This is a genomic window from Streptomyces sp. Y2F8-2 (genome assembly GCF_014905555.1).
GTDB lineage: Bacteria > Actinomycetota > Actinomycetes > Streptomycetales > Streptomycetaceae > Streptomyces > Streptomyces cynarae.
The window spans coordinates 149,078-173,666 of the sequence record NZ_BNGS01000009.1; the positions used below are offsets into that span (position 1 = coordinate 149,078).

At 72.1% G+C, this 24,589-nt stretch carries 18 protein-coding genes and 2 pseudogenes; 8 read left to right on the plus strand and 12 right to left on the minus strand.

What is annotated here, in order from left to right:
• Positions 1-111: 111 nt before the first annotated feature.
• From SY2F82_RS28145 to SY2F82_RS28155, 3 genes are read right to left on the minus strand one after another with little or no spacing between them, the layout of a single operon-like run.
• Positions 112-1,551: an NAD-dependent succinate-semialdehyde dehydrogenase gene (locus SY2F82_RS28145; RefSeq protein ID WP_200421954.1), complete on the minus strand. Its 1,440-nt coding sequence runs from the start codon at positions 1,549-1,551 to the stop codon at positions 112-114.
• Complete coding sequence (locus tag SY2F82_RS28150) at positions 1,548-4,436, minus strand: FAD-binding and (Fe-S)-binding domain-containing protein (RefSeq protein ID WP_200421955.1); 2,889 nt, start codon at positions 4,434-4,436, stop codon at positions 1,548-1,550. Before SY2F82_RS28150 ends, SY2F82_RS28145 begins: the two co-directional genes overlap by 4 nt.
• On the minus strand, positions 4,433-5,701 hold the full coding sequence (locus SY2F82_RS28155) for an aspartate aminotransferase family protein (RefSeq protein WP_200421956.1): 1,269 nt from the start codon (positions 5,699-5,701) through the stop codon (positions 4,433-4,435). Before SY2F82_RS28155 ends, SY2F82_RS28150 begins: the two co-directional genes overlap by 4 nt.
• A gap of 261 nt (positions 5,702-5,962) precedes the next feature.
• Here SY2F82_RS28155 and SY2F82_RS28160 point away from each other — a divergent pair, with 261 nt between their 5' ends.
• Positions 5,963-7,657: a PucR family transcriptional regulator ligand-binding domain-containing protein gene (locus tag SY2F82_RS28160; protein WP_200421957.1), complete on the plus strand. Its 1,695-nt coding sequence runs from the start codon at positions 5,963-5,965 to the stop codon at positions 7,655-7,657.
• A gap of 176 nt (positions 7,658-7,833) precedes the next feature.
• Positions 7,834-8,274: a cupin domain-containing protein gene (locus SY2F82_RS28165; protein WP_374707214.1), complete on the plus strand. Its 441-nt coding sequence runs from the start codon at positions 7,834-7,836 to the stop codon at positions 8,272-8,274.
• Between the two features lie 192 nt (positions 8,275-8,466).
• Here the strand turns inward: SY2F82_RS28165 and SY2F82_RS28170 are convergent, their stop codons facing one another.
• From SY2F82_RS28170 to SY2F82_RS28200, 7 genes and pseudogenes are all read right to left on the minus strand, one after another.
• Positions 8,467-9,807 carry a UDP-glucose/GDP-mannose dehydrogenase family protein gene (locus SY2F82_RS28170; protein ID WP_200421958.1) on the minus strand — a complete coding sequence of 447 codons (1,341 nt, stop codon included), beginning with the start codon at positions 9,805-9,807 and terminating at the stop codon, positions 8,467-8,469.
• Positions 9,808-10,174: 367 nt separating this feature from the next.
• Positions 10,175-11,098 carry an NADP-dependent oxidoreductase gene (locus tag SY2F82_RS28175; RefSeq protein ID WP_200421959.1) on the minus strand — a complete coding sequence of 308 codons (924 nt, stop codon included), beginning with the start codon at positions 11,096-11,098 and terminating at the stop codon, positions 10,175-10,177.
• A gap of 175 nt (positions 11,099-11,273) precedes the next feature.
• Positions 11,274-11,549, minus strand: coding sequence for a DUF6510 family protein (locus SY2F82_RS28180; RefSeq protein WP_200421960.1), 276 nt, complete (start codon positions 11,547-11,549; stop codon positions 11,274-11,276).
• A 31-nt stretch (positions 11,550-11,580) separates the two neighbouring features.
• Positions 11,581-12,291: an FAD-binding oxidoreductase gene (locus SY2F82_RS28185; protein ID WP_200421961.1), complete on the minus strand. Its 711-nt coding sequence runs from the start codon at positions 12,289-12,291 to the stop codon at positions 11,581-11,583.
• Positions 12,292-12,293: 2 nt separating this feature from the next.
• The gene (locus SY2F82_RS28190; protein WP_200422153.1) at positions 12,294-12,893 is read right to left on the minus strand and encodes a sulfite oxidase-like oxidoreductase; all 600 of its coding nucleotides are present in this window, start codon (positions 12,891-12,893) and stop codon (positions 12,294-12,296) included.
• Positions 12,894-13,172: 279 nt separating this feature from the next.
• Positions 13,173-13,382 (minus strand): annotated as a pseudogene (locus SY2F82_RS28195) (alpha/beta fold hydrolase); the annotation flags it as partial.
• Positions 13,383-13,408: 26 nt separating this feature from the next.
• Positions 13,409-14,380 (minus strand): alpha/beta hydrolase, encoded by a 972-nt coding sequence (locus tag SY2F82_RS28200; protein ID WP_200421962.1) that lies wholly within the window; start codon positions 14,378-14,380, stop codon positions 13,409-13,411.
• A 396-nt stretch (positions 14,381-14,776) separates the two neighbouring features.
• On the opposite strand from SY2F82_RS28200, the gene SY2F82_RS28205 reads away from it, so the two are divergent.
• The 6 genes from SY2F82_RS28205 (at position 14,777) to SY2F82_RS28230 (ending at position 21,593) form a co-directional block, all read left to right on the plus strand.
• A complete protein-coding gene (locus SY2F82_RS28205; protein WP_200421963.1) occupies positions 14,777-16,663 on the plus strand; it encodes an amidohydrolase in 1,887 nt (628 codons plus the stop codon).
• Positions 16,664-16,794: 131 nt separating this feature from the next.
• On the plus strand, positions 16,795-17,457 hold the full coding sequence (locus tag SY2F82_RS28210) for a hydrolase (RefSeq protein WP_200421964.1): 663 nt from the start codon (positions 16,795-16,797) through the stop codon (positions 17,455-17,457).
• Positions 17,458-17,506: 49 nt separating this feature from the next.
• Entirely contained in the window at positions 17,507-18,031 is a 525-nt protein-coding gene (locus SY2F82_RS28215) for a DoxX family protein (RefSeq protein ID WP_200421965.1), read from the plus strand.
• A complete protein-coding gene (locus SY2F82_RS28220; protein ID WP_200421966.1) occupies positions 18,012-18,749 on the plus strand; it encodes a YoaK family protein in 738 nt (245 codons plus the stop codon). The genes SY2F82_RS28215 and SY2F82_RS28220 overlap by 20 nt, the downstream gene beginning before the upstream one ends.
• A gap of 101 nt (positions 18,750-18,850) precedes the next feature.
• Complete coding sequence (locus tag SY2F82_RS28225) at positions 18,851-20,494, plus strand: MFS transporter (protein WP_200421967.1); 1,644 nt, start codon at positions 18,851-18,853, stop codon at positions 20,492-20,494.
• 160 nt (positions 20,495-20,654) lie between these two features.
• Complete coding sequence (locus SY2F82_RS28230) at positions 20,655-21,593, plus strand: YcxB family protein (RefSeq protein ID WP_200421968.1); 939 nt, start codon at positions 20,655-20,657, stop codon at positions 21,591-21,593.
• Positions 21,594-21,682: 89 nt separating this feature from the next.
• Here SY2F82_RS28230 and SY2F82_RS28235 read toward each other — a convergent pair whose 3' ends face one another.
• Both SY2F82_RS28235 and SY2F82_RS28240 read right to left on the minus strand, forming a co-directional pair.
• Positions 21,683-23,425: a pyruvate dehydrogenase gene (locus tag SY2F82_RS28235; protein WP_200421969.1), complete on the minus strand. Its 1,743-nt coding sequence runs from the start codon at positions 23,423-23,425 to the stop codon at positions 21,683-21,685.
• A 110-nt stretch (positions 23,426-23,535) separates the two neighbouring features.
• Positions 23,536-24,333, minus strand: a pseudogene (locus tag SY2F82_RS28240) (XdhC family protein).
• Positions 24,334-24,589: the final 256 nt, after the last annotated feature.

The following is a 24,589-nucleotide window of genomic DNA, read 5'->3' on the forward strand; positions in this document are numbered from 1 at the left end:
AGAGACGCGAGCCGACCGCCCCCCGGGCCCGGCCTCGAGGACTGTTCGGCCGGGCGCGGGGCGGCCCGCGCGGCGTGCGAAGTGGCGAATGTCAGGGCAGGACTGCCGCCGTCATCGCACGGGCACCGCCAGGTACTGGTACTCCAGGTACTCGTCGATCCCCACCCGGCCCCCCTCGCGGCCGAGCCCGGACTGCTTGACGCCGCCGAACGGCGCGGCCGGGTTGGAGACGAGGCCGGTGTTGAGGCCGACCATGCCCACTTCTAGGCGCTCGCTGACGCGCAGGGCACGGTCGAGGCCCTCGGTGAAGACGTAACCGACCAGTCCCCAGGGGGTGTCGTTGGCGCGGCGGACGACCTCGCCCTCGTCGTCGAAGGTGAGGATCGCCGCCACGGGGCCGAAGATCTCCGTGTCCATCAGTCGGCTGTCAGGGGCCACATCGGTGAGCACGGTCGGCGGGTAGAAGCAGCCGGGGCCCTCGGGAGTGCGGCCGCCGACGAGCACCCGCGCACCGCGCTGCACCGCGTCGGCGACCAGCTCCTCGACCTTGGCACGTCCGGCCCTGTCGATCAGCGGTCCGACATCGACGCCGTCCCGGGTGCCGGGGCCGACCACCAGCGCGCCCATGCGCTCGGCGAGGCGCCGCCCGAACTCCTGCGCCACCGACCGGTGCACGAAGAAACGGTTCGCGGCCGTGCACGCCTCGCCCATGTTGCGCATCTTGGCCACCATCGCGCCGTCCACGGCCTTGTCCAGGTCGGCGTCCTCGAAGACGATGAACGGCGCGTTGCCGCCCAGCTCCATCGAGGTCCGTACGACCGTGTCTGCGCACTGGGCCAGCAGGAGCCGCCCGACCTGCGTGGAGCCGGTGAAGGAGAGCTTGCGTATACGCCCACCGCGCAGGAGCGGTTCGCACACCTCCCCCGCACGGGACGTCGTGACGACGTTGAGCACGCCGTCCGGCAGTCCGGCCTCCTTGAGGATCGCGGCGAGCGCCAGGCTGGACAGAGGGGTCTGCGGGGCCGGCTTGAGCACCATCGTGCAGCCCGCGGCGACCGCCGGGCCGATCTTGCGGGTGCCCATCGCCAGAGGGAAGTTCCACGGGGTGATCAGCAGGCAGGGGCCGACCGGGCGACGGCAGAGCAGCATGCGGTTGCGGCCGTCGGGCAGGGTGGCGAGGCCACCGTCGATGCGGACGGCCTCCTCGGAGAACCAGCGGAAGAACTCCGCCGCGTACGCCACCTCTCCCCTGGCCTCGGCCAGCGGCTTGCCCATCTCGGCGGTCATCAGGTGCGCGAGCTCGTCGGTGCGCTCGAGGATGATCTCGTACGCGCGCCGCAGGATCTCACTGCGTACCCGCGGTGCCGTACGGGCCCATTCCTCCTGGGCCTGCACGGCCGCGTCCTCCGCGAGCCGCGCGTCCTTGGGCCCCGCGTCGGCGACGTGACAGAGGATCTCGCCTGTAGCGGGGTCGTCGACGGGCATGGTGGCGCCGTCCGCGGCGTCCACCCAGGCACCGCCGATGAACAACTGCGTGGGTGTGTCGGTCATGACGTCTCTCCTGGTTGATCGGCGGGGTCGAGCAGTTCCGCCAGGTGCAGGGCGCGGATGCCCCGGTCACCGGCGAGGTGGTCGATCTGGGTGGCACAGCTGAAGCCGTCGGCCACGACGACGGCCCGCCTGTCCTGGTCGATGCCGTCCAGACGGGGTTTCAGGGCCAGGTCGGCGACGGCCATCGAGGTGTCGTAGTGCTGGGCCTCGAAGCCGAAGTTGCCGGCGAGTCCGCAGCAGCCCTCGGCCTCCTCGACCTTCCGCACACCGAGGCGGCTCAGCAGGTCGCGTGGGTGGCGGCCCTTGAAGGTGGCGTATTCGTGGCAGTGCGTCTGCAGGACGACGTCGTCCGGCAGCCCCCGCGGCGCCCAGCCGGGCGCGGCGAGGTCTGTCAGGGCTCCGGTGAAGGTGTGGACGCGGGACGCGACGCGACGGGCCGCCGGGGTACCGAGGAGTTCGGGCACGTCTCGCTTGAGGGCTGCGGCACAACTGGGTTCGGCCACGATGACGGGCCGGTCGTCGCCGTTGTCCAGGCGGGCGACGGTACGGGCCATGATGCGGCGCGCGACGGACAACTGGCCGGTGCTGACCCAGGTCAGACCGCAGCACAGGTCGTCCTCCGCCGTACAGGGGATTCCGGCGTCGGCGAGGACGCGGCTCGCCGCTCCGGCCACCTCGGGACGGAAGGCGCGCGTGAAGCTGTCGACGAAGAGCAAGGCCTTCGCCGGTTCCCCCGTCCTCGCCGTGCGCAGGGCCCGGCGCAGCGCGCGCCGGGAGGCGAAGGCGGGGATGCGGCGTTTCGTGGTCACGCCTCCGAGGCGGGCGAGCAGCTTGCCGACCGGTCCGCGCAGCAGCGCGTTGACCGGGCGAGCGGCGTATCCGGCGAGGGTTGACGTCAGGGGCAGCCAGCCCAGCGAGTAATGGGAACGGGGCCGGATCCTGCCCTTGTAGTGCTGGTGCAGGAACTCCGCCTTGTACGTGGCCATGTCGACGCCGACCGGGCAGTCGCTGGAGCACGCCTTGCAGGACAGGCACAGGTCGAGGGCGTCGCGCACCTCGGCAGAGCGCCAGCCGTCCTGGACGGTCCCGCCGCGCACCATCTCCTGGAGGAGGCGGGCCCGGCCCCGTGTGGAGGCGTTCTCCTCCCCCGTGGCCCGGTAGCTGGGACACATCACGCCGCCCGTGTCGCTGCGACATCGACCGACTCCGACACAGCGGCGTACGGCGCCCGCGAAGCCGTCCTCGTCGTGCGGGAAGGAAAAAAGGGTCTCGACGGGCAGCAACTCGGGCGCGTGCAGCGCGAGATCGGCGTCCAGCCGCGCCGGAGCCACGATGACGCCGGGGTTGAGCAGACCCTCGGGGTCGAAGATCTCCTTGAAGGCGGCGAACGCCCCGATCATCCGGTGGCTGTACATGACCTGAAGCAGCTCGCCTCTGGCCCGCCCGTCACCGTGCTCACCCGACAGCGTGCCGCCGTGCGAGACCACGAGGGTGGCCGCCTCGCCGAGGAAGCGGCGCGCGGCCGCCCGGCCGGTGTCCGTGGCCAGGTCGAAGTCGATGCGCACGTGGACACAGCCCGCGCCGAAGTGGCCGTACAGCACCCCGGTCAACCCGTGAGCGGCGAGCAGCTTGCGGAAGTCCCGCAGGTAGGCGGCCAGGTTCTCCGGCGCGACCGCCGCGTCCTCCCAGCCGGGCCACGACTCCCCGCCGTCCACCAGACGGGCGGCGAGCCCTGCCCCGTCCTCGCGGACCCGCCACAGCGAGCGCCGCTCGACCGGGCTCTGGACGACCCGCCCACCGGTCATCCGGCCCTGCGCCTTGAGAACGTGCAGCAGTTCGGCGGCACGGCCGTCGACCGCCGCCTGATCGTCACCGTCGAGTTCGACGTACAGCCAGGCCCGCCCCTCGGGCAGTCCGGTCACGGAGTCCGGACCGCGGCGGGCGCGCATGGTGGCGACGATCGCCTCGTCCATGCCCTCCACTGCGGTGGGATTCCAGCGCAGGATCTCCGGGACGTCCTCGGCGGCGTCGACCACGTCGTCGTATCCGAGTGTCAGCAGCGTGGAAGCCTGTGCGGTCGCCACCAGGCGGACCGTCGCGGCGGTGACGACCGCACAGGAGCCCTCGGTGCCCACCAGCGCGCGGGCCATGTCGAAGCCGTGCTCGGGCAGCAGGTGGTGCAGCTGGTAGCCGGACACCTGGCGGGGGATGCGGCCCAGCTCGGTGCGGATCGGCGCCAGGTTGGCGTCGATCAGGCGGCGTACGTCCGCTTCGACGCGGGCGACGCGCTGGACCGCGTCCGTGTCGTTCGGGTCGGCCGCGCGCAGGCCGGTGCGGTCCGCGACGGCGCGCACGCCGTCGGCCGTGACGATCTCCAGCGCCTCGATGTGGGAGCTGGTACGTCCGTACCGCACCGACCGGTTCCCGCACGCGTCGTTGCCGATCATGCCGCCGAGGGTGCAGCGGCTGTGCGAGGAGGGGTCGGGGCCGAAGGTGAGCCCGTGCAGGGCGGTCGCGCTGCGCAGCGCGTCCAGGACCACTCCGGCCTGGACGCGCGCGGTGCGCGCCACCGGGTCGATGTCCAGGATCCGGTTCATGTACCGGGAGAAGTCCAGGACGACGCCCGGTCCGACGGCGTTGCCCGCCATGCTGGTGCCGCCGCCCCGCGCGGTGACCGGGACCCCCGCGTCCCGGCAGGCCCGCAGCACCGCGACCACGTCGTCGTCGCTGCGGGGGAAGACCACGGCCCGCGGCGGGACCCGGTAGTTGGAGGCGTCGTAGGCGTAGAGGCCGGTGGGGCCAGGGCCGGTCTCCACCCGCAGGCCCGGAGCGGTCTCGGCGAGCCGCGCGACCAGCGGCTCCAGGGCCGTGGTGGTGTCCGTCATCGCCGTGCCGCGCCCGATGTGCCGACCTCCACCGCGGTCGCCCACGCCTGGAGACCCTCGTCCACCGCCGTCTCGTCGATCACGAGCGCAGGGATCATGCGCACGACCTGGTTCCAGGCCCCGCACAGCAGCAGGAGCAGTCCCTCGTCGACGGCGGCCCGCTGCACACGCGCTGCGGTCTCCGGGTCGGGGCTGCCGTCCTCGGTGACGAACTCGGTGGCGAGCATGAGCCCGAGGCCGCGTACGTCGCCGATGCCCGGTGTCCGGTCGGCCACGGCCTCCAGCCCCTGGCGCAGCCGCTTGCCCATCGCCTCGGCGTTCTCGACGAGCTTCTCGTCGCGTACGACGTCGAGGGTGGCGCAGGCAGCCGCGCATGCGACGGCGTTGGCGCCGTACGTACCGCCCTGCGAGCCCGGCCACGCCTTGGTCATCAGCTCCTCGGAGGCGGCGATGCCGGACAGCGGGAACCCGCTGGCCAGGCCCTTTGCGGTGACCAGGATGTCCGGGGTGACGCCGAAGTGGTCGTGGCCCCAGAAGCGGCCGGTGCGGCCGACGCCCGTCTGCACCTCGTCGAGGATCAGCAGGAAGCCGTGCCGGTCCGCGCGCTCGCGCAGGCCCTGGAGGAAGGCCTGGGTCGCGGGCACGTATCCGCCTTCCCCGAGCACCGGCTCGACGATGACCGCGGCCGTGTCGGCGGGCGAGGAGATCGTCTGGAGCGTGTAGTCGAGTTCCTTCAGGGCGAAGCGGGTCGCGGTCTCCTCGTCCCAGCCGTAGCGGTAGGCCGACGGGAAGGGGGTGACGACGACGCCGCTCATCAGCGGGGAGAAACCGGAGCGGAAGCGGGTGCCGGAGGTGGTCATGGACGCGGCGGCCACCGTACGGCCGTGGAAACCGCCGTGGCAGACGAGGATGTTCGGCCGCCCGGTGGCCTGACGGGCCAGCCGCAGGGCCGCCTCGACCGCCTCGCTGCCGGAGTTGGTGAAGAACAGGCTGTCCAGGCCGGCCGGCAGCACCTCGCCGAGCTTGTCGACGAGCCGCCGCAAGGGCTGGTGCATGACCGTCGTGTACTGGCCGTGGACGAGCGTGCCCACCTGCTCCTGAGCCGCCGCCACGACCTTGGGGTGGCAGTGCCCGGTGCTGGTGACGCCGATGCCGGCGGTGAAGTCCAGGTAGCGGCGGCCGTCCTCGCCGTAGAGGTGGACGCCCTCGCCCCGGACCGCCACCACGGGCGTGGCCTGGCGAAGGTGCGGCGACAGTGCGGTCATGTTCGTCTCCCGGCGTGTTCGTCGGTCTGCTCCGGTCTCCCCGAGCATGTCCGTGGACCAGGACCGCCCCAACCCGCGATCTGTCCGGCCGCGACGCCGTATCCGGACGTTGTGTCAAGCGCACCTGGCGCCATGCTCCGCCCGTCCGCCCCGCGCCCGCCGTCTCCGGGCCCTTGCGCAGGTCAGCGACGCTTGTCAGAGTGACGGGGCACTCCCCCGAGCTCTCGGGCTCCGCTCGAGCGGGGGCCCCATGGAGGCACCGTGAGCGAGAACCCCCACACGGCTCCAGGGCCCGGCGCCGGCAGCGCCGGCGCCTGCGTGCCGGGCCGCGACCTGGACACCGTCGGCCGCCCGATCACCGTGGCCGACGTCCTGGCCCTCCCCGTCCTTGCCGCCGGACAACCCCAGGTCGTCACCGGCGTGGCACGGCTCGACCGGCCCGTCCGCTGGGTCCACATCACGGAGCTGACCGACCCCGCCTCCTTCCTCAAGGGCGGCGAACTCGTACTGACGACCGGCATGCCTCTCCCCGACGAACCGGCCGGCGTACGGCGCTATGTGGACGAACTCGCCGACATCGGCGCCGCGGCCCTGGTCATCGAACTGGTCCGCCGCTACCACCGTCCGCCCGACGCCCTGGCCCACGCCTGCCGGGCCCGCGGCCTACCCCTCATCACCCTGGCCAGGGACGTCAACTTCCTGGAGGTCACTCAGGTCGTCCACGCCCTCATCCTCGGCAGCCAGGCCGATGCGATGCGGCGGACCCAGCGCGTCCACGAGGCGTTCACCGCCCTCACCCTGCGCGGCGCCGGACCCGAGGACGTCGTACGGGCCGCCGCCGAGATGAGCGGCCACACCGTCGTTCTGGAAAACCTGGTCCACCAGGCACTGATCTGCCAGCCCTCCGGCGACACCGTCGAGGTGGCGCTCACCGACTGGGAACAGCGCTCCCGAGCGACACCGCCCGCCGACCACACCACCGTCTCCGGCCCCGAGAGCTGGCTCGCGGCCCCCGTGGAGTACCAGGGCGAACGCTGGGGCAGGGTGGCCATGCTCCCGACACCGCCCGGCCCGGCCGCTCCTTCGGCCTCCGGCCCGTTCGGCCCCGAAGACGTCACCGTCCTGGAGAGGACCGCGATGGCCCTCACCATCGCCCGCCTCACCCACTCCGAACCCTGGGAACGCACCGCACATCGCAGCGTCCTGCGCGACCTCGTCGAACAGCGCCACCGCTCGCCTGCGGACGTCGAAGCCCGGGTCACCGCGCTGGGGGTACCGACGAAGGGGTCCCGCTTCCTCGCCGTGCTCGTGGACGTCCCCCGCGAGGACGACACGACGAAGGCGGAGGAACTCCTCTCCGAGGAGCTGAGGAAGAGGGGATCACAGGCCCTCGTCGGCCTCCTCGGACCGACCCGTCTCGGCATCCTCCTGTCCCTGCGCCCGGAGCAGCCATGGCGGCCCGTTGTCGAACACCTGAGCCGTACCGCACTCGACCTGTTGCCGGGGACAGCTGTGAGTACGGGCAGCGAGGCGACAGACCTCACCGGCGTCGCCCACTCCTTCCGCGACGCGACCCGTGTGGCGGAAGCCACCGAGCCCGACCAGCCGCTCCCGCCCGGACGCTCCTACCACGAACGGTCCGACATCGGCCTGCGCCGCCTCCTCTTCGCACTCCGCGAAGACACCCGGATCCAGGACTACGCCGAACGCCGGCTCGGGCGACTCGCCGACCACGACGCCCGCCACGGCACGGACTTGCTGACCACCTTGCGGCACTACCTGGACGCGGCAGGCAACAAGACGGTGGCGGCCCGCTCGGGCGGTCTGTCCCGAGAGACCGTCTACCAGCGTCTGCGCACCATCGAGCGGATACTCGACTGCGACCTGGAGTCCGGCGAACAGCGCACCGAACTACACGTTGCACTCACCGCGCTCGACGTTCTGCGGGTGCGCTGAGAGGGCCTTTCGACTGACGGCAGCGCACAGAGCCCCGTCGACGCTTCCGGTTGCTGCCGTGCGGCGAGTCTCCGCCACTTCAAGTGCTTGACGTCAAATGCTGCCTACTCGGTCACCTGCCAGGTGTCGCAGATCGGAGGGCCGTCCGGTCCTCCGCTGACGAGAGGAGACGAGGCGTGTCGTCGAGCGAGTCGCCCAACGGTACGGACCAGCAGCGGCGTTCCGAGGCGTGGAAGACCGCCTTCACCGTGCTGCAGACGGCGAATCCACCGAACATCCCTGAAGGTGCCGAGGTCATGACCCTTCTCGTCGCCTTCCCTCCCGGGGACCCCGGCACCCCGCCCCACCGCCACCCCGGCCCGGCCTTCGGGTACGTACTCGAAGGGGAGATGCGCTTCGAGATCGAAGGCGAACCCGAGCGCGTCGTTCGGGCAGGTGAAACGTTCTGGGAGCCCGGCGGCGACGTCATCCATTACCAGGACGGCAACAACAGGGAAGACACCCCGCTCCGCTTCATCGTCACCATGCTGTGCAAACCGGGCCGGCCCATGATCGCCCTCGTCGATGAGGAGGAACTCGCACAGCGCAGGGATCGACGAGCTGCACGGCCCGCCTGAGACGCCCGCTGCGGCGCCTCGGGTCAGCTCCGCTTGAGCCAGTCCTCGCAGCGTGCCGTGACCACCGTGTCGGCGCCGATGAGAACGCCGCATTGACGTGCGGAGGCACCGGGACCATGCACATGCGGAAGCCGACCACCGACGGCTCGCTCCACGTCGGCCCGTCCGTCAGGAGCCGTAGCGGCGGGGGTCTCAGGTCGGGTCGTTCAGGGCCGGCCGGGGCGTGGGCTCGGTGGTGGGTGGGCGGGAGCCGATCGAGTGGTAGCGGGCGGGCAGGCTCAGCAGTTGCCGGGGCGGTAGGCAGTTCTTGCCGTCCACGATCAGGCGGGGTTCGGTGAGCAGGCCGCTCAGGATCCGCCAGTCCGCTTCCACGATGTCCGGCCACTCGGTCAGGATGACGGCCGCGTGGGCTCCCTGGACGGCGGTGCTCAGGCAGTCCGCGGGGCGGGTGCCGGGGAACAGCGCGGCGATGTCGTCCTTGCCGGTGGCCGGGTCCCAGACGCGGACCTCGGCCGCCTGGTCGAGCAGGGCGGGGACGATGTTGCGGCTGGGGGCCGCGCGCAGGTCGTCGCTCCAGGGCTGGTATCGGAGCCCCAGCACCGCGACGACCGCGTCGGGCAACTGTCCGTCCAGTGCGCTCTGGAGCGTCCGGACGACGAGCTGGGGCTGGTCCCGGTTGACGGCGATGGTGGCGTCCAGCAGCGGAGTGGGCACGCCCAGGGTGGCCGCCCAGCGGGCCAGGGCGGCGGTGTCCTTGGGCAGGCAGTGGTCGCCGAACCCGAGGCCGGGTTGAAGCAGGGCGTGCCCGATGCGCGGGTCGGCGCCGATGCCGCGCATGACGTGGTCGACGTTGACGTCCGGCAGAGAGCACAGGCGGGCTATCTCGTTCCCGAAACTGATCTTGGTGGCCAGGAAGGCGTTGGCGGCGTACTTGATGATCTCCGCGCCGGTGGGGCTGGTCACCACCCACTCGCAGGCCGGTCCCGCGTAGAGGTCGCGGAGCGCCGGAAGGAGATCGTGCGACCACAGGCCGACGACGATGCGGGCGGGGCAGGCCCAGTCCCGCAGCGCGCTGCCTTGGCTGAGGAACTCCGGATTGTGCACGTATCGCTCCCGCAGCCCGGGGTGGGCGGCCGCGAGGGTGTTGCTGGTGCCCGGCGGGATGGTGGACTTCACCGCCACCACACGCGGGGCGGGCCGTAGCCGGAGGACGGCGTCCAGGGCGGTGCGGACCTGTGAGAGATCCACCCATCCGTGCCCGTCGGGCGGTGTCCCCACCGCGATGAGGGCGACGTCGAAGGGCCGATGTCGATGGGGTGGCCCGAGTCCGCCGGTGAAGGACAGCCGCCCGGTGGCGAGGGCCGCCGACAGCGCCTGCTGCAACCCCGGCTCGCTGAAGGGGACATGCCCTCCCCGCAGGCCGCGCAGCCGGGCCGGGTTCTGCTCTACGCCGGTGACATGGTGCCCCTGCAAGGTCAGCTCCACCGCACCGGTCACTCCGACATAGCCCTGCCCCATCACAGCCACGTGCATGGAATCCTCCGCTGGGTGCACTCGCACCCGCCGTCCCCGTGCGGCAGGTGCGTGACCGCGGTCTGCCTATGGCCCACACGGCCCGAACCGGTCTCCGGTTGCCTGCGTCAGCGCCCCGCCTCGAACCTGTCGGCCGGCTCCTCAGCGGGTTATGAACCAGTGTGCGGCGTCACGGCGAGGGCGGCGAACCGCTGCATCCCACGTCGGGAACAGGCCCGGTACGCCACCCTTCCGTGCGCGGACGGGGCCGAGCCGCCCGTCCATGGACGGCCCTGCCGTGAGTCGGATGGAGGTCGTGCGGCACAGCCGCCGCGGCAGCCGCCGGGGGTCCCCGTGCGCTGCCGCGGGCCATGCCAGGGGCAGTTGATCAGCCGACCTCGAGCACGATCTTGCCGCGGGTCCGGCCGCTCATGCTGAGACGGAACGCCTCGGCGGCCTCGGCCAGCGGCAGGGCGTGCGCGACGTGGACATCGAGCTGGCCGGCGTCGGCGAGTCGAGCGAGCTTCGCGAGGTCCGCGCTGTCGGGCCGGACCCAGACGTGGTGCCCGCCGTGCTCGGTGACCGCCGGGTCGACGATCGACGCGAGGCGCGAGCGGTCCTTCAGCAGTTCCTCCGAGACGGCGACCGCGTCACCGCCGACATAGTCCACTGCCGCGTCGATGCCCTCCGGCGCCAGCCGCCGTACCCGGTCGGCCAGGCCGTCGCCGTAGGTGACGGGTTCCGCGCCCAGGGAGCGCAGGAAGTCGTGGTTGTGTTCGCCGGCGGTGCCGATCACCCGGGCCCCCTTCGCCACCGCGATCTGCACGGCGAAGGAGCCGACGCCGCCGGCCGCCGCGTGGACCAGGACCGTGTCGCCCTCGGCGACCCCCACCCGGGCCAGTGACTGCCAGGCGGTGAGCCCGGCCAGCGGGACGCCGGCCGCCTGCTGCCAGCTCAGCGACGCGGGCTTGCGCGCGAGGGTACGCACGGGCGCGGCGACGAGCTCGGCATAGGTGCCGTGCTGTACTTCGTCCTTGCGAACGTACCCGAAGACCTCGTCGCCGACCGAGAATTCCGGAACGTCCAGGCCGACCGCCTCGACGACGCCCGCGACGTCCCATCCGGGCACGAGGGGAAAGTGGACGTCCATGATCGGGTCGAGGTAGCCGGCGACGATCTTCCAGTCCACCGGGTTGACCCCGGCGGCCTTCACTCGTACGAGCACCGAGTCGGGTCCGACCTTGGGGTCGTCGGTCTCGGCCACTTCCAGGGTCTCCGGGCCACCGTAACGGTTGACGATAATTGCACGCATAAAGGACACAATAGGTGTCCACGAGTGCCTCATCCGCGGTTTCTGCGGCATCTCCACGAACAGGCTTCACAAGCGACACCATTCACTCGCTTCACCCACACGTGCTGCGCCTGGTCGCACCCGCCGACGGCCCCTGACGTACCCTCGGGGCCGGCCCGGAGCAAGAGCGGAACGGCTATGAACTGGTGGAGAAGCGGAACGCACCGGTGCCCCCGCCCATCGTGAGCCAGATGTGTTCGCCCTCCCTGACCAGGCGGAGGGCGATGTGCGCGCAGCCGGGGCAGCGGGCGGTCAGGCCCGGTTCGGGCCCGTAGACGTGGAGTTCGGCGAGCGGACCCGACCGCGCGCACTCCGGGCACCGCCACCAGGCCGTGGTGGGCTCCACCGAGAGGATCTCCGAGAGCGGGCCGGCGAGGCAGTTGCCGTCGAGGTGGGTGGTGGCGTCTGCCATGAGGACCTCCCGTGCGGTCGGGGTCGGTGGGTCATCCGAAGCGCTCGGTGCGGATCGTGACGGGGTCTCGCCCACTGTCGATCAGCAGGTTGTCGACAGCCTCCACGAAGCCGGTGGACCCGCAGACGTAGACGGGACTTGCCGGCTTCAGACGGGCCGTCGCCTCGTCCAGGTCGGCCGTTGTGATGCGTCCGGGCGGGCGCACGCTGCCGGGCGGGGCCTGCCGTGTGTACACGATGCGGACGCCGAGGAGGGGGTCGTCGTCGGCCAGGTGGTCGCGGTACCAGACGTCCTCCGGGCTGCGCACCGAGTACAGCAGGTGCAGGGGGCCCCGCGAGCGTGCCGCACGGTGGGCGCGGACCATGGCCGTCAGCGGGACGACACCGGAGCCACCCGCCACCAGGAGCGTCGGCTCGGTCTGCTCGGCTCGCCAGACGAACCAGTTGCCGAGCGGGCCGCGTACCTCCACCTCCGCGCGCACCGGCAGGCCGTCGGCCAGGTAGGGCGAGACCTCCCCGTCGGGAACGGCCTGCACGCCGAGTTCGATGCGGTCGCCGTCGGCGGGCGCGGCCAGGGAGTAGCTGCGGACGGCCTGGTAGCCGTCGTCGGCGGTGAGCCGTACGTCGACGTGCTGACCGGGCAGATGGCCGGGCCAGCCGGGCACCGTCAGGACCAGGGACCGGGCGGTTGCGGTCTGGGAACGGCGCTCGAGGAGCCGGGCGCGGCGCCAGGCGATGCCCATGCTCAGTCTCCCCAGTTGCGCTGTTCGCGCCACGGGTCGCCGTAGTTGTGGTACCCGACGCTCTCCCAGAAGCCAGGCTCGTCCTCGTGCGTGAGCGTCAGTCCGCGCACCCACTTGGCCGACTTCCAGAAGTACAGGTGCGGTACGAGCAGTCGCGCCGGACCGCCGTGCTCGGGGGAGAGCGGATGGCCGTCGTAGGTGTGGACGATCCACGCCTTGCCGTCGAGGAGGCCCTCCAGCGGGAGATTGGTGGTGTACCCGCCGTAGCTGCTGACGACGGCGTAGTCCGCGGCCGTCTCCACGTCCTCGAGGAAGGCGTCGAGGGGCACGCCCCGCCACTGCGTGTCGAACTTCGACCAGCGCGTCACACAGTGGATGTCGTGGGTCGTCTCCTGCTGCGGCAGGGCCATCATCTCGTCCCAGGTCCAGCTGTGGGTGGCGCCGAGTTCCGTGGTCACGGTGAAGGACCACGTCTCGGTGGGGACCCTCGGTGTGGGGCCCGCCGACAGCACGGGGAAGGACTCGGTCGGGTACTGACCGGGCGGCAGCCGGTCCGCGAGGCGCCGTCCGCGCCCCTGGAAGCCGGGTGAGAAGGAAGTCACAGTGTCGTCTCCTGAGCCGATGCGGCCGATGCCGCCGATGCCGGTCGAGCCGGTACAGCCGATGCCGGCCGAGCCGGTGCGGCCGATGCCCGCCATGCGGACGACGCGGCCGATGCCGCCCATGTGCCGTCCGTACTGCCGTCTGCCGCCGGTGCAAGGCCACTGGGACCGGTCACTTCTCCAGTGTCGGGTGGCTTGGGCCGCCCCACCACTCGATCGTGGTGGGGCCGCGCGGACGCGGTGCGGGGAGTGCGTCCGCGCGGCCGTCCGCGTCGGCGGTCAGCTCGTCGCGCGGACCGCGTCCCGGATCCGGTCGGCGACCTCTTCGGGCCGCGAGACGGCGACCGCGTGCGACGCACCCTCCAGCTCGACGATGGCCGCGCCGGCCCGCTGCGCGCCGAAGCACTCCGCCTCCGGGCTGATCGCCTCGTCCGCGCCGGCCACCAGCGCCGAGGGCGGCCCGGTCTTCCACGCGGCGGCGGTGGAAGTGGGCCTGCCTGCGTGTCCCCTCGACCTCAGGCGGTGTGCAGGGCCGCGTGCAGGGTCCGCGCCGCCAGGGTGATCGCGGCCTCGGCCGCGTGGGTCCCGCGCAGCGCGTTGAGCATCACGAAGTCGTGGATGATGCCCTGGAAGCGCACGGCGGTGACCGGAACCCCGGCCTGGCGCAGCTTGTTGGCGTACGCCTCGCCCTCGTCCCGCAGCACGTCGGCCTCGGCGGTGATGACCAGGGCCGGGGGCAGGTCCCTCAGCTGCTCGGTGGTGGCGCGCAGCGGGGACGCGGTGATCTGGGCGCGCTCGCTCTCGTCGGTCGTGTACTGGTCCCAGAACCACTGCATGCCATCCCGGCGCAGGAAGTAGCCGGTGGCGAACTGGTGGTAGGAGCCGGTGTCGAAGTTCGCGTCCGTGACCGGGTAGAACAGCACCTGCTGGACCAGCGGGATGCCGCCGCGCTCCTTGGCCATCAGAGTCAGGGCGGCGGTCATGTTGCCGCCCACGGAGTCGCCGGCGACGGCCAGCCTGGAGCCGTCGAGGCCCTTGGACGCGCCCTGTTCCACGACCCAGCGGGCGACCGCGAAGTTCTGCTCGATGGCGACCGGGTAGCGGGCCTCGGGCGACAGGTCGTACTCGGGGAAGACGACGGCGGCGTTCGCGCCGACGGCGAGTTCGCGCACCAGGCGGTCGTGGGTGTGGGCGTTGCCGAAGACCCAGCCCGCGCCGTGGATGTAGATGATCACGGGGAGCGTTCCGGTGGCCCCGGAGGGCTTGACGATGCGCGCCCGGACACTGCCCGTCGGGCCGCCGGGGACGGTGATCCACTCCTCGTCGACCGCCGGCTTGTCGATGTCCCCGGACTGCACCTCGTCGACGGCCTTGCGCCCTTCTGCCGGGGCCAGGTCGAACAGGTACGGCGGATTGGCGGTGGCCTCGGCGAACTCGGCTGCGGCCGGCTCCAGTACCGGCTGGACCGGCGCGACGGCATCGGACATGGAAACTCCTCGGATTGCGTTGGGGGACGCCGGCCCTGCCGGCGAACGACCCGGTTCGTGCTGACCACTCCGGTGCCGCTGACGGTCACCGTAGGACCACTGCGGTGGCCGCGATTGCCCCGGAGCGCACGACTGTTGTGCCCACAGCGCACAGGCGTCGCCCCGGCTTCAGCCGCCGATAGGCGACCTGCGCATCCCGGTGCGCTGTGAGGAACACCGTCGTGCGCTGAGAGGACACACGACGGCTTGCACCGGGCCTAGCGTGGTGGCCGAGCGGTCGCTGTCCGCCCGTGGAATCGGGCTGACGTCCACGCGCTGTTTCCGCTCTTCTTCGTCCGCCGACGTCAACCACAGCGGACATCGCATCCGTTCAGTCCCGGAGAGGGTCGTACTCACATGTCAGCAATGCCGGTCGGCGGACTGGTTCCCCGAGCCACCGACGATGCCGCGGAGCTCGTCGTCCGCAACGCCAAGGTCCATACGGGAGACCCGAACCGCCCCCAGGCCGAGGCGATCGCCGTCCGGGGCGGCGTCATCACGGTCGTGGGCGGCGACAGGGACGTGGCTCCGCACATCGGCGCGGCCACCAAGGTGGTGGACGCGCTCGGGCGACGGGTGATCCCGGGCCTCAACGACGCCCATCTGCATGTGATCCGCGGTGGGCTCAACTACGTACTGGAGCTGCGCTGGGACGGGGTGCGCAGCCTGCGTCAGGGCCTGGAGATGCTGCGTGAGCAGGCCGCTCGCACCCCGAAGGGCCAGTGGGTGCGGGTGGTGGGGGGCTGGTCGGCCGAGCAGTTCGCCGAGCGGCGGCTGCCGACCGTGGCGGAACTGAACGCCGCGGCCCCGGACACCCCGGTGTTCGTTCTGCACCTGTACCAGTCGGCCGTGCTCAACCGGGCGGCGCTCAAGGCCGCGGGCTACGGCAGGGACACGCCCGACCCCAAGGGCGGGCAGATCGTCCGCGGCCGCGACGGGGAACCGACGGGCATGCTGCTGGCCGCGCCCAGCGCCCTCATCCTGTACTCGACGCTGGCCAAGGCGCCGGTGCTCCAGGGCGAGGACATGAAGACCTCGACCCGCCATTTCCTGCGCGAGCTGAACAGGTTCGGACTGACCTCGGCCATCGACGCGGCCGGCGGGTTCCAGAACTTCCCCGACAACTACAGCACCGTCATCGAACTGGCGAAGGCCGGTCAGTTGTCGCTGCGCATCGCCTATCACCTCTTCCCGCAGACGGCCGGGCAGGAGATAGCCGACCTCACCCGCTGGATCGAGATCGCCCGTCCCGAGGACGGGGACGAATGGCTGCGGCTGAACGGGGCGGGAGAGAATCTCACCTGGGCGGCCGCCGACTTCGAGAACTTCGCCCAGCCGCGTCCCGAACTCGGGCCCGATTACGAGGCGGATTTCGAGAAGGCGGTCCGTCTCCTCATGGAGAACGGCTGGGGATTCAGGCTGCACGCCACGTATGACCACACCATCCGCCGGGACCTCGAGGTGTTCGAGAAGCTGGCCGCGGAAGGGCTTTTCCCGGCCGGGAACCGGTGGCTGTTCGACCATGCGGAGACCGTCTCGCCGGACAGCCTCGACCGGGTCGCCGCCCTCGGCGGAGCCATGTCCGTGCAGAACCGGCTGTCGTTCCAGGGCGAGGCGTTCCTGCGCCGCTACGGCCCCGGCGCCGCCGCGGACGCCCCGCCGATCCGCGCCATGCTGGACCGCGGGCTGACCGTCGCCGCCGGCACGGACGCCACCCGCGTCTCCACCTACAACCCCTGGGTCGCCCTGCACTGGCTCATCAGCGGCCGCACGGTCGGTGACCTGGCGCTGCGCCCGTGGACGAACCAGGTCGACCGGCAGACCGCGCTGGAGATGTTCACCCGCGCCGGCGCCCAACTGACCGGCGAGGACGACGTCAAGGGCGTCCTGCGCCCCGGCTGCTACGCCGACCTGGCGGTGCTGTCCGAGGACTACTTCACCGCGCCCGAGCCGGTCATCCCCCACATCGAGTCGCTCCTCACGGTCACCGGCGGCCGGATCGTGTACGCCGCCGCCGAGTACGAGGGCCTCGACGAGGAACTGCCGCCCATCAGCCCCGCATGGAGCCCGGTGGCGCACTTCGGCGGCTACCAGGCGTCCGGGCGCGGACTCGCGGGCGCCCGGCAGGCACAGGCGCTCGGCGAGGCCGTCGCCGAGTCGGAGCGGCACCGCGAGTGGCGCGTCCGGCGCGGTCTGGCCCCGGCCGGCGCCGACACCCCGTTCGACCCCTGCTTCGTCCTCTAGAGCTCCCGGGAGGGGCCCGGCCCCAGAGCCGCCCCTCCCGGGACACCACCCCCACCACAGGCCCCGTCCACGGGACGGCGCCTGCCCGACACGGACGCCCGTCCGCGTCTCTCTCATGGAAAGGCACTCTCATGGTCAACATCGCCGAGGTCACCGCTGCCCCCAGCCCCGACCTGCTCACCCCGGACAACTGCGCGGTGCTGTTCGTGGACCACCAGCCGCAGATGTTCTTCGGCACCGGCAGCGGGGACCGCACCGCCATCATCAACTCCACCGTGGGCCTCGCCAAGGCCGCCAAGGCCTTCGACGTCCCGGTCGTGCTGAGCACCGTGGCCGCCGAGTCCTTCTCCGGCCCGATCATGCCGCAGCTGGCCGAGGTCTTCCCCGAGCAGAAGATCATCGACCGCACCACGATGAACGCCTGGGAGGACCTGAACTTCGTCGAGGCGGTCAAGGCTACGGGCCGCAAGAAGCTCGTCATCGCCGGTCTGTGGACCGAGGTCTGCATCGTCCTGCCGACGCTCTCCGCGCTCGCGCAGGGCTACGAGGTCTACGTCGTCACCGATGCCTCCGGCGGCGTCACCCCGCAGGCCCACGAACACGCCGTGCAGCGCATGATCCAGGCCGGCGCGGTCCCGGTCACCTGGGTGCAGGTGCTCCTGGAGCTCCAGCGCGACTGGGCCCGCACCGAGACGTACGCCGCCGTGGGCGACGTGGTCAAGGAGCACGGCGGCACCTACGGTCTCGGGATGGTCTACGCGCAGTCCATCATCGGCGCCCACGCCGCCGGCTGACCCGTCCGCAGGGGAAGACACGGGAAGGTCGGGAACAGGCAGGAACACGATGAATACTGGACTGCTGGTCCTCCGGCTGGTGGTGGGTCTCCTCATCGCCGGGCACGGGGTGCAGAAGGTGAGTTTCCGCCTCGGAGGCAACGGATTGGCCGACGGAACCGAGGAGTTCCGCCACGACGGGTTCCGCGGCGGCCGGCTGACCGCGGTCGTCGCGGGGGCCAGTCAGATCGGGGCCGGCCTGTTCCTGACCGCCGGGCTGCTCACCCCGCTGGCCGCGATGGCCGCGATGGGCGTGATGACAGTCGCCGGCACCGTCAAGTGGCGCAAGGGACTGTGGGTTCAGAACGACGGCTACGAGTACCCGCTGGTCCTCGTCGTCGTGTCCGCCGCGCTGGCCCTCACCGGGCCCGGCCGGTGGTCCCTCGACCACGCGCTGGGCGTCACGCCCTGGCCGCTCCGGGTCGTCCTCCCCGCGATCGTGCTCGGCCCGGCGAGCGGCCTGCTCACCCGGCTGGTGTTGCACCGCCCGCCGACCGTCCCGGAAAGGAAGCAGTATGCGCAGACTGCTGAATGACGCGCTCGACACGCTGGCGCCGCGGGGAGAGCAACGTCACGGTCCGCTGCCTCCCCTGATGCTGACCCTCACGGTGGTCACCGGCCTGGTCGACGCGGTGAGCTATCTGGGGCTCGGCCACGTCTTCGTCGCCAACATGACCGGCAACGTGGTGTTCCTGGGCTTCGCGCTCGCGGGTGCCGCGAACCTCTCCGCGCTCGCCTCGGTGGTCTCGCTCACGTCCTTCCTCCTGGGCGCGCTCGCGGGCGGCAGACTCGGAACCCGGTTCGCGACGCACCGCGGCCACCTGTTGAAGACGACCACGGCGGTGCAGACCGTCCTGGTCGCCGTCACGGTGGCGGTCGCCGCGGTGGCCGACGGCCGTGTCACCACCACCGTCCAGTACACGCTGATCGTGTTCCTGGGGCTCGGCATGGGCCTGCAGAACGCGGTCGCCCGGCGCCTGGGCGTCCCGGATCTCACCACGACCGTACTGACGCTGACCCTGACGGGGCTGGCCGCGGACTCCACCCCGGCCGGCGGTGCGGCACCCCGGCCCGGCCGCCGGATCCTGTCCGTGCTGGCGATGTTCCTCGGCGCCCTCGTCGGAACCGGACTGCTGCTGCACGGTCACCTCGTGCTCACCCTGGGCCTGGCGCTGCTGCTCCTCGCGCTCACCTCCGTGGTCACTCACCGCCTCTCGGCCGCCGGCGCCGCCTGGACCCGGCCGGAGTCCTGAGCGCCGCCCGTCCCGCAACCCCCACCTGGCGCGGCATGTCCGCCCCCACTCCTCCCGCACTTCCCCGACTCCTCCCGCACTCCGCACCGGTCAGGACCAGCATGAGCGCCGCTCCGTCAACACCCGGCCCCTCGATGTCCGACTCCCCCTGGGCGCCGTTCGCTGCGCGCGTCTTCCGGGCGCTGTGGATCGCCCAGTTGGTCTCCAACATCGGCAGCTGGATGCAGACGGTGGGCGCACAGTGGCTGCTCATCGGGCACAACGCGGCTCTGGTGACTCTCGTCCAGACCGCCTCCAGCCTGCCGGTGGTCCTGCTCGCCCTGCCCTCCGGGGTGGTCGCCGACCGGTTCGACCGCCGTTCGGTGCTGCTCGTCGCGCAGTTCGCCATGCTCGCGGTCTCCGGCGCGCTGGCCGTGCTGGCGTTCACGGACGCGCTCACACCGACGGCGCTGCTCGCCCTCACCTTCCTCCTGGGGTGCGGCACCGCGCTGATGGGCCCGGCCTGGCAGGCGATCCAGCCGGAGCTGGTGGAGCGCCGGCGGCTCGGTCAGGCGGCGGCGCTGGGCGCGGTGAACATGAACCTGGCCCGCGCGGTCGGACCGGCGCTCGGCGGGGCGGTGGTCGCGGCGGCGGGCGCGGGGTGGGTCTTCGCCTTCAACGCGGTGTCCTACCTGGGCATCGCGGCTGTCCTCGTGCTGTGGCAGCGTCCGCGGACGGCCCTGCCCACCGCGGGGAACGAGCGGCTGCCGGCCGCCCTGAACGCGGGGCGCCGCTACGTCTGGAACGCGCCCGGCGTGCGTCGGGTGCTGCTGCGCACGACCCTGTTCATCCCCGGCGGCGCCGCACTGTGGTCGCTGCTGCCGCTGAGCGCGAGTCGCTCCCTGGGCCTCGGCTCGGGCGGATACGGGCTGCTGCTGACGGCAGTCGGCGTGGGTGCCGTGGCGGGGGCCTTCGCACTGCCGCGCATCCAGCGGGTACTGGGTGTGAACGGCACGCTCGCCGCCGGCGCGCTGGTGTTCGCCGCGGTGCTCGCGGTGCTGGCCACGGTTCGGGCGCCCTGGCTGGTGACCATCGCCCTGCTGCCCGCGGGCCTCGCCTGGATCGGCGTGCTGTCCACCCTGAACGCGGCGGTTCAGACGCGGCTTCCGGGCTGGGTGAGGGCGCGCGGACTCGCCGTCTACCTCCTGGTCTTCCAGGGCGGTCAGGCGCTGGCGGCACCCCTGTGGGGCGCGGTGGCCGACTGGCTCGGGCTGACGGCCGCCCTCCTGGTCGCAGGCGCCGTGATGCTGCTGAGCGCGGCCAGCGTACGGCGGTGGCCGCTGCACGACGCCGAGGGAATCGACCCCTCGTTGTCCGACCACTGGCCCGCTCCCCCGCTGGTGTTCGAACCCGGAGAGGCCGACGGCCCGGTGCTGGTATCGGTCGTCTACCGGGTCGCCCCGGACCACCGCGCCGAGTTCACGGACCGGATGAGCCATGTCGCCCGGTCCAGGCGCCGTACGGGAGCCCTCGAGTGGGGTCTCTACCAGGACGGCCACGACCCGGAGCGGTTCGTCGAGAACTACCTGGTGGCCTCCTGGGCGGAACACCTCGCCCAGCACCACAGCCGCCTCACGGTCACCGACCGCCGCCACGAGGAGCGGGCCCGCGCGCTGATCGTCCCGGGCACCCTGCCGGAGGTCACCCACGCCTTCGCGGCCGGTTCGGGACCGGTCGTGCCGGATCGGGCGGAGCAGGCTTGGTAGTTCAGCCGCAGAGGGTGATCCGAGCTGCCGCGTTCGCTGGAGTGCCCAGGTCCGAGCCTGGTGCAGCGGCCGATGACGTAGGGTGCCGACCGCCGACAGGTCGCCGGAGCGGCTGAAAAAGCCTCTACGATCCGGTTGATCATCGAACCGGGGAGGGGACATGGCCGAGGGCCGCGAAACGGGCGCAGTCGCCGAGAGACCGGTGGAGCTGGCCTACCGGCCCACCGTCGGCGAATTGGCGTCCGCGCTGCGCGCACGCGCGAGGAGCACCGGCGCGGGACGCTTCCAGCGCCGGGTGCTGATCTGGACGGTGGCGGTCGCGACCGTCGGCGCCCTGCTGTCGGCGGCCGGCTCCGGCCACCGGGACACACCCTGGCCGCTGTATGCGGGAGTGGTGGTCTTCGTCGCCTTCAGGACTGCGGTGCCGTGGCTGCAGGCGCGCCGCCTCCACCGGCTCGCCGAACGGCAGGGGGACATCAGCGGGACGGTCGACGACACCGGGGTCCGGCTCACCACCGCGCACAGCTCGGCCGGCCACGACTGGCACCTCTACTCGCGCTATGTCGAGACTCCGGAACTGTTCGTGCTTCTCAGTGCCGACAAGTCCGCCGTCGGCTTCGCCGTCCTGCCCAAGCGGGCCGTGGCGGACCCGGAGGAGGTGGACCGGCTGCGGGCGGTCCTCGACCGGCGGCTCGTGCGCGCGGACGATGCCGAGGCGCCCGGACGCCCACGGAGCCGGGGCCGGGCCGTCGGCCGCGGGGTCGGCTCCGTCGGACTGTTGCTGCTGGGGCTGCTGCTGTTCTTCTTCGCCTTCGCCGCCGTCCAACACGTGGCACACCCGGACCGCTTTCCCGGGATCCAGAACAACACCGCCCCGATGTCGGCCGTCATGCTCGGGCTGGGGACGCTTGCGGTCGCCGGGGGTTGGTGGCTCGTACGGCGGATGGCCGTCATGCGGATCGTGACCGCCGTGCTCGCCGTCCTCGTCCTGCTGGCCGGTGGCGCCGCCCTGTACCGCGTCGGGCCGATGCTCCACTGCTGGGGCTCGGACCGGATCGCCCGCCAGCCCGAGGGAGCCTACGTCTGCTACGACTTCTGAGCGGGCCACGGTCTCCGAGCGGGCCCGGGGATCATCTCTCGGTGGCGGGCTGGGGGCCTGCTCAGGGCCGGGGTATTGGGCGCTCGGTGTCACGGGCGGGGAACGTTGCGCAGGTTGGCCCGGGCCAGGTGGACCATGCGTCCGACGCCCCCGGTCAGGACCGTCCGGCTCGCGGACAGCGCGAAGCCGCTGATCTGCTCGGCTGTGATCTTCGGCGGGACGGCCAACGCCGCCGGGTCGGTGACGACGTCGACCAGCGCCGGTCCCTCGTGGGCGAACGCCTCGCGCAGCGCGTCGCGCACCTCGGCGGGCTTCTGCACCCGGATGCCGCGCGCCCCGGCCGCGGTGGCGATCGCCGCGTAGTCGGTGCGCGGGTAGCTCGTGGCGTGCGGGGGCAGTCCGTCGACCATCATCTCCAGGTCGACCATGCCCAGGGAGGAGTTGTTGAAGACGACCACCTTCACCGGCAGCCCGTACTGGACGAGTGTGAGGAAGTCGCCCATGAGCATGGAGAACCCGCCGTCGCCGGAGAGGGAGACGACCTGTCGGCCGCGGTCGAGGAACTGCGCGCCGATGGCCTGGGGCAGCGCGTTGGCCATCGAGCCGTGCACGAAGGAGCCGAGGATGCGGCGACGGCCGTTCGGTGTGAGGTAACGCGCCGCCCACACACAGCACATCCCCGTGTCCACGGTGAACACCGCGTCGTCGGCGGCCTCTTCGTCGAGCACCGAGGCCACGTACTCGGGGTGGATCGGGGTGTGCCTGTCGACGTTGCGGGTGTAGGCGTTCACTGCGCCCTCGAGCGCATGGGCGTGCCGCTCCAGCATCCGGTCGAGGAACCGGCGCGAGTGCTTCTCCCGCACCGCCGGGATCAGGCACCGCAGGGTCTCGCGGACGTCTCCCCAGAGGGCGAAGTCGAGTTGGGTGCGCCGCCCCAGCCGCTCGGGCTGCACGTCGACCTGGACGGTGCGCACATGGCGGGGCAGGAAGTCGGTGTACGGGAAGTCGGTGCCGAGGAGCAGCAGCAGGTCGCACTCGTGCATGGCCTCGTACGCGGCTCCGTAGCCGAGCAGCCCGGACATGCCGACGTCGTACGGGTTGTCGTACTGGATGTGCTCCTTGCCGCGCAGAGCATGACCCACCGGTGCCTTGACCTTCTCGGCGAAGGCCATCACCTCGGCGTGGGCGCCCGCGACGCCGCGCCCGCAGAACACCATGACGCGTTCGGCGGCGTCCACCAGCTCGGTGAGCCGGGCGATCTCCTGGTCGCTGGGGCGGATGGCGGGCAGATCCAGGGGCATGGCGAGTTCGGGAGCGGCGTCCGGGGAGTCCTCGGCGGCGGTGTCGCCGGACAGGGCCACGACGGAGACGCCGCGCCGGCCGACGGCGTGCTGGATGGCGGTCTGCACCACGCGCGGCATCTGGCGGGGCGAGGAGATCAGCTCCGAGTAGTGGCTGCACTCGGCGAACAGCCGGTCGGGGTGCGTCTCCTGGAAGTAGCCCGTGCCGATCTCACCGCTGGGGATGTGTGCGGCCAGGGCGAGCACCGGCGCCATCGAACGGTGGGCGTCGTACAGACCGTTGATCAGATGGAGGTTGCCCGGTCCGCAGGAGCCCGCGCACGCGGCGAGCCGCCCGGTGAGCTGGGCCTCCGCCCCGGCCGCGAACGCCGCCACCTCCTCGTGGCGGACCTGGACCCAGTCGACGGCGTCGTGCCGCCTGACGGCGTCGACCACGGGGTTCAGGCTGTCCCCGACCACCCCGTAGATACGGCGCACACCGGCCCGGGCCAGCAGGTCGACGTACTGTTCGGCGATGGTCTGCTTGGCCATGGCACTCCTCGGATTCCTGCTCGGGGGCGGGCGCGGCCGTACGCGGGCACGGCGGCGCCCGCGTCGCGCCCGGACGACGTTAGTGAGCGCGGGTGAGCGGCACTTGACCGTCAGCGCACGAGGTCGGTTCCGGCAGCGCACCGGGCGTCGGCGGCGCCGGGGCGGTCTCCGGTGGCGGTCGGGTGGATGGGCCCGTCCAGCAGGGAGAGCGGGCGGGCGGTGCGTCCGGAGCGTACGGCGATGAGTTCCGCGGCGAAGGACACGGCGGTCTCCTCGGGTGTCGACGCGCCGAGGTCGAGACCGAGGGGCGCGTGCAACCGCGCGAGGGCGTCGGGCGACACGCCGGCCGCGGAGAGGTCCTCCCGCCTGCGTGCCTGTACGCGGCGGGAGCCGAGCGCTCCGATGTAGGCCAGGGGGCGGCCGAGGGCTTAGGCGAGGACGGGGACGTCGAACTTCGCGTCGTGCGTCATCACGCACACCACGGTCCGGTGATCGGTCTCCGTGGCCGCCAGGTACCGATGGGGCCAGTCGACCACGACCTCGTCGGCGTCCGGGAAGCGCTCGGGTGTGGTGAAGGTGGCCCGGGCGTCGCAGACCGTGACGTGGTAGCCGAGGTGGGCATCGATCCGGCTCACCGCGGCGGCGTGGGCGTTGGCGCCGAAGACCAGCAGCCGGGGCGGCGGGGCCCAGACCTCGAACAGCACGCGCGGGGCCCGTGACTCGCTCGGCACGCCGGCGTCGTGGGAACGGTCCGCACCGGCGTCGTACGTCCGTGACGCGTCGGCCTCGTACGTCCGTTTGCTTCTCACAAATGCGGCGTCCAGGCATCCCGGCACGTGAATATCGGCGACATACCGGCCTTTCCCGGTGAGCAGCCGTTCGTCCTCGCGCCTTGTCCATCGCTCCACAACGACACCTCGTTCGTGTGGGGGCGGGAATTGACCGGGCGACGGCCGTATCCGGCATCGAACGTGTGCGGGATATTCGGCCCGTCGCTGCGTGGCCGTTCGCGGGGAACGCCACGGCGGTGGAATTCGACTGCTCGGACACTAACCGCGGAGGCGGCCGCGGTGCGAGGGGAACACGGGCAGTGTGCGCTGTGGGACCAGAGGTGTGCGCCGCCCGGACAGCCGGCCGCCGGCCGTGGACAGCCGGCAGCCGGGG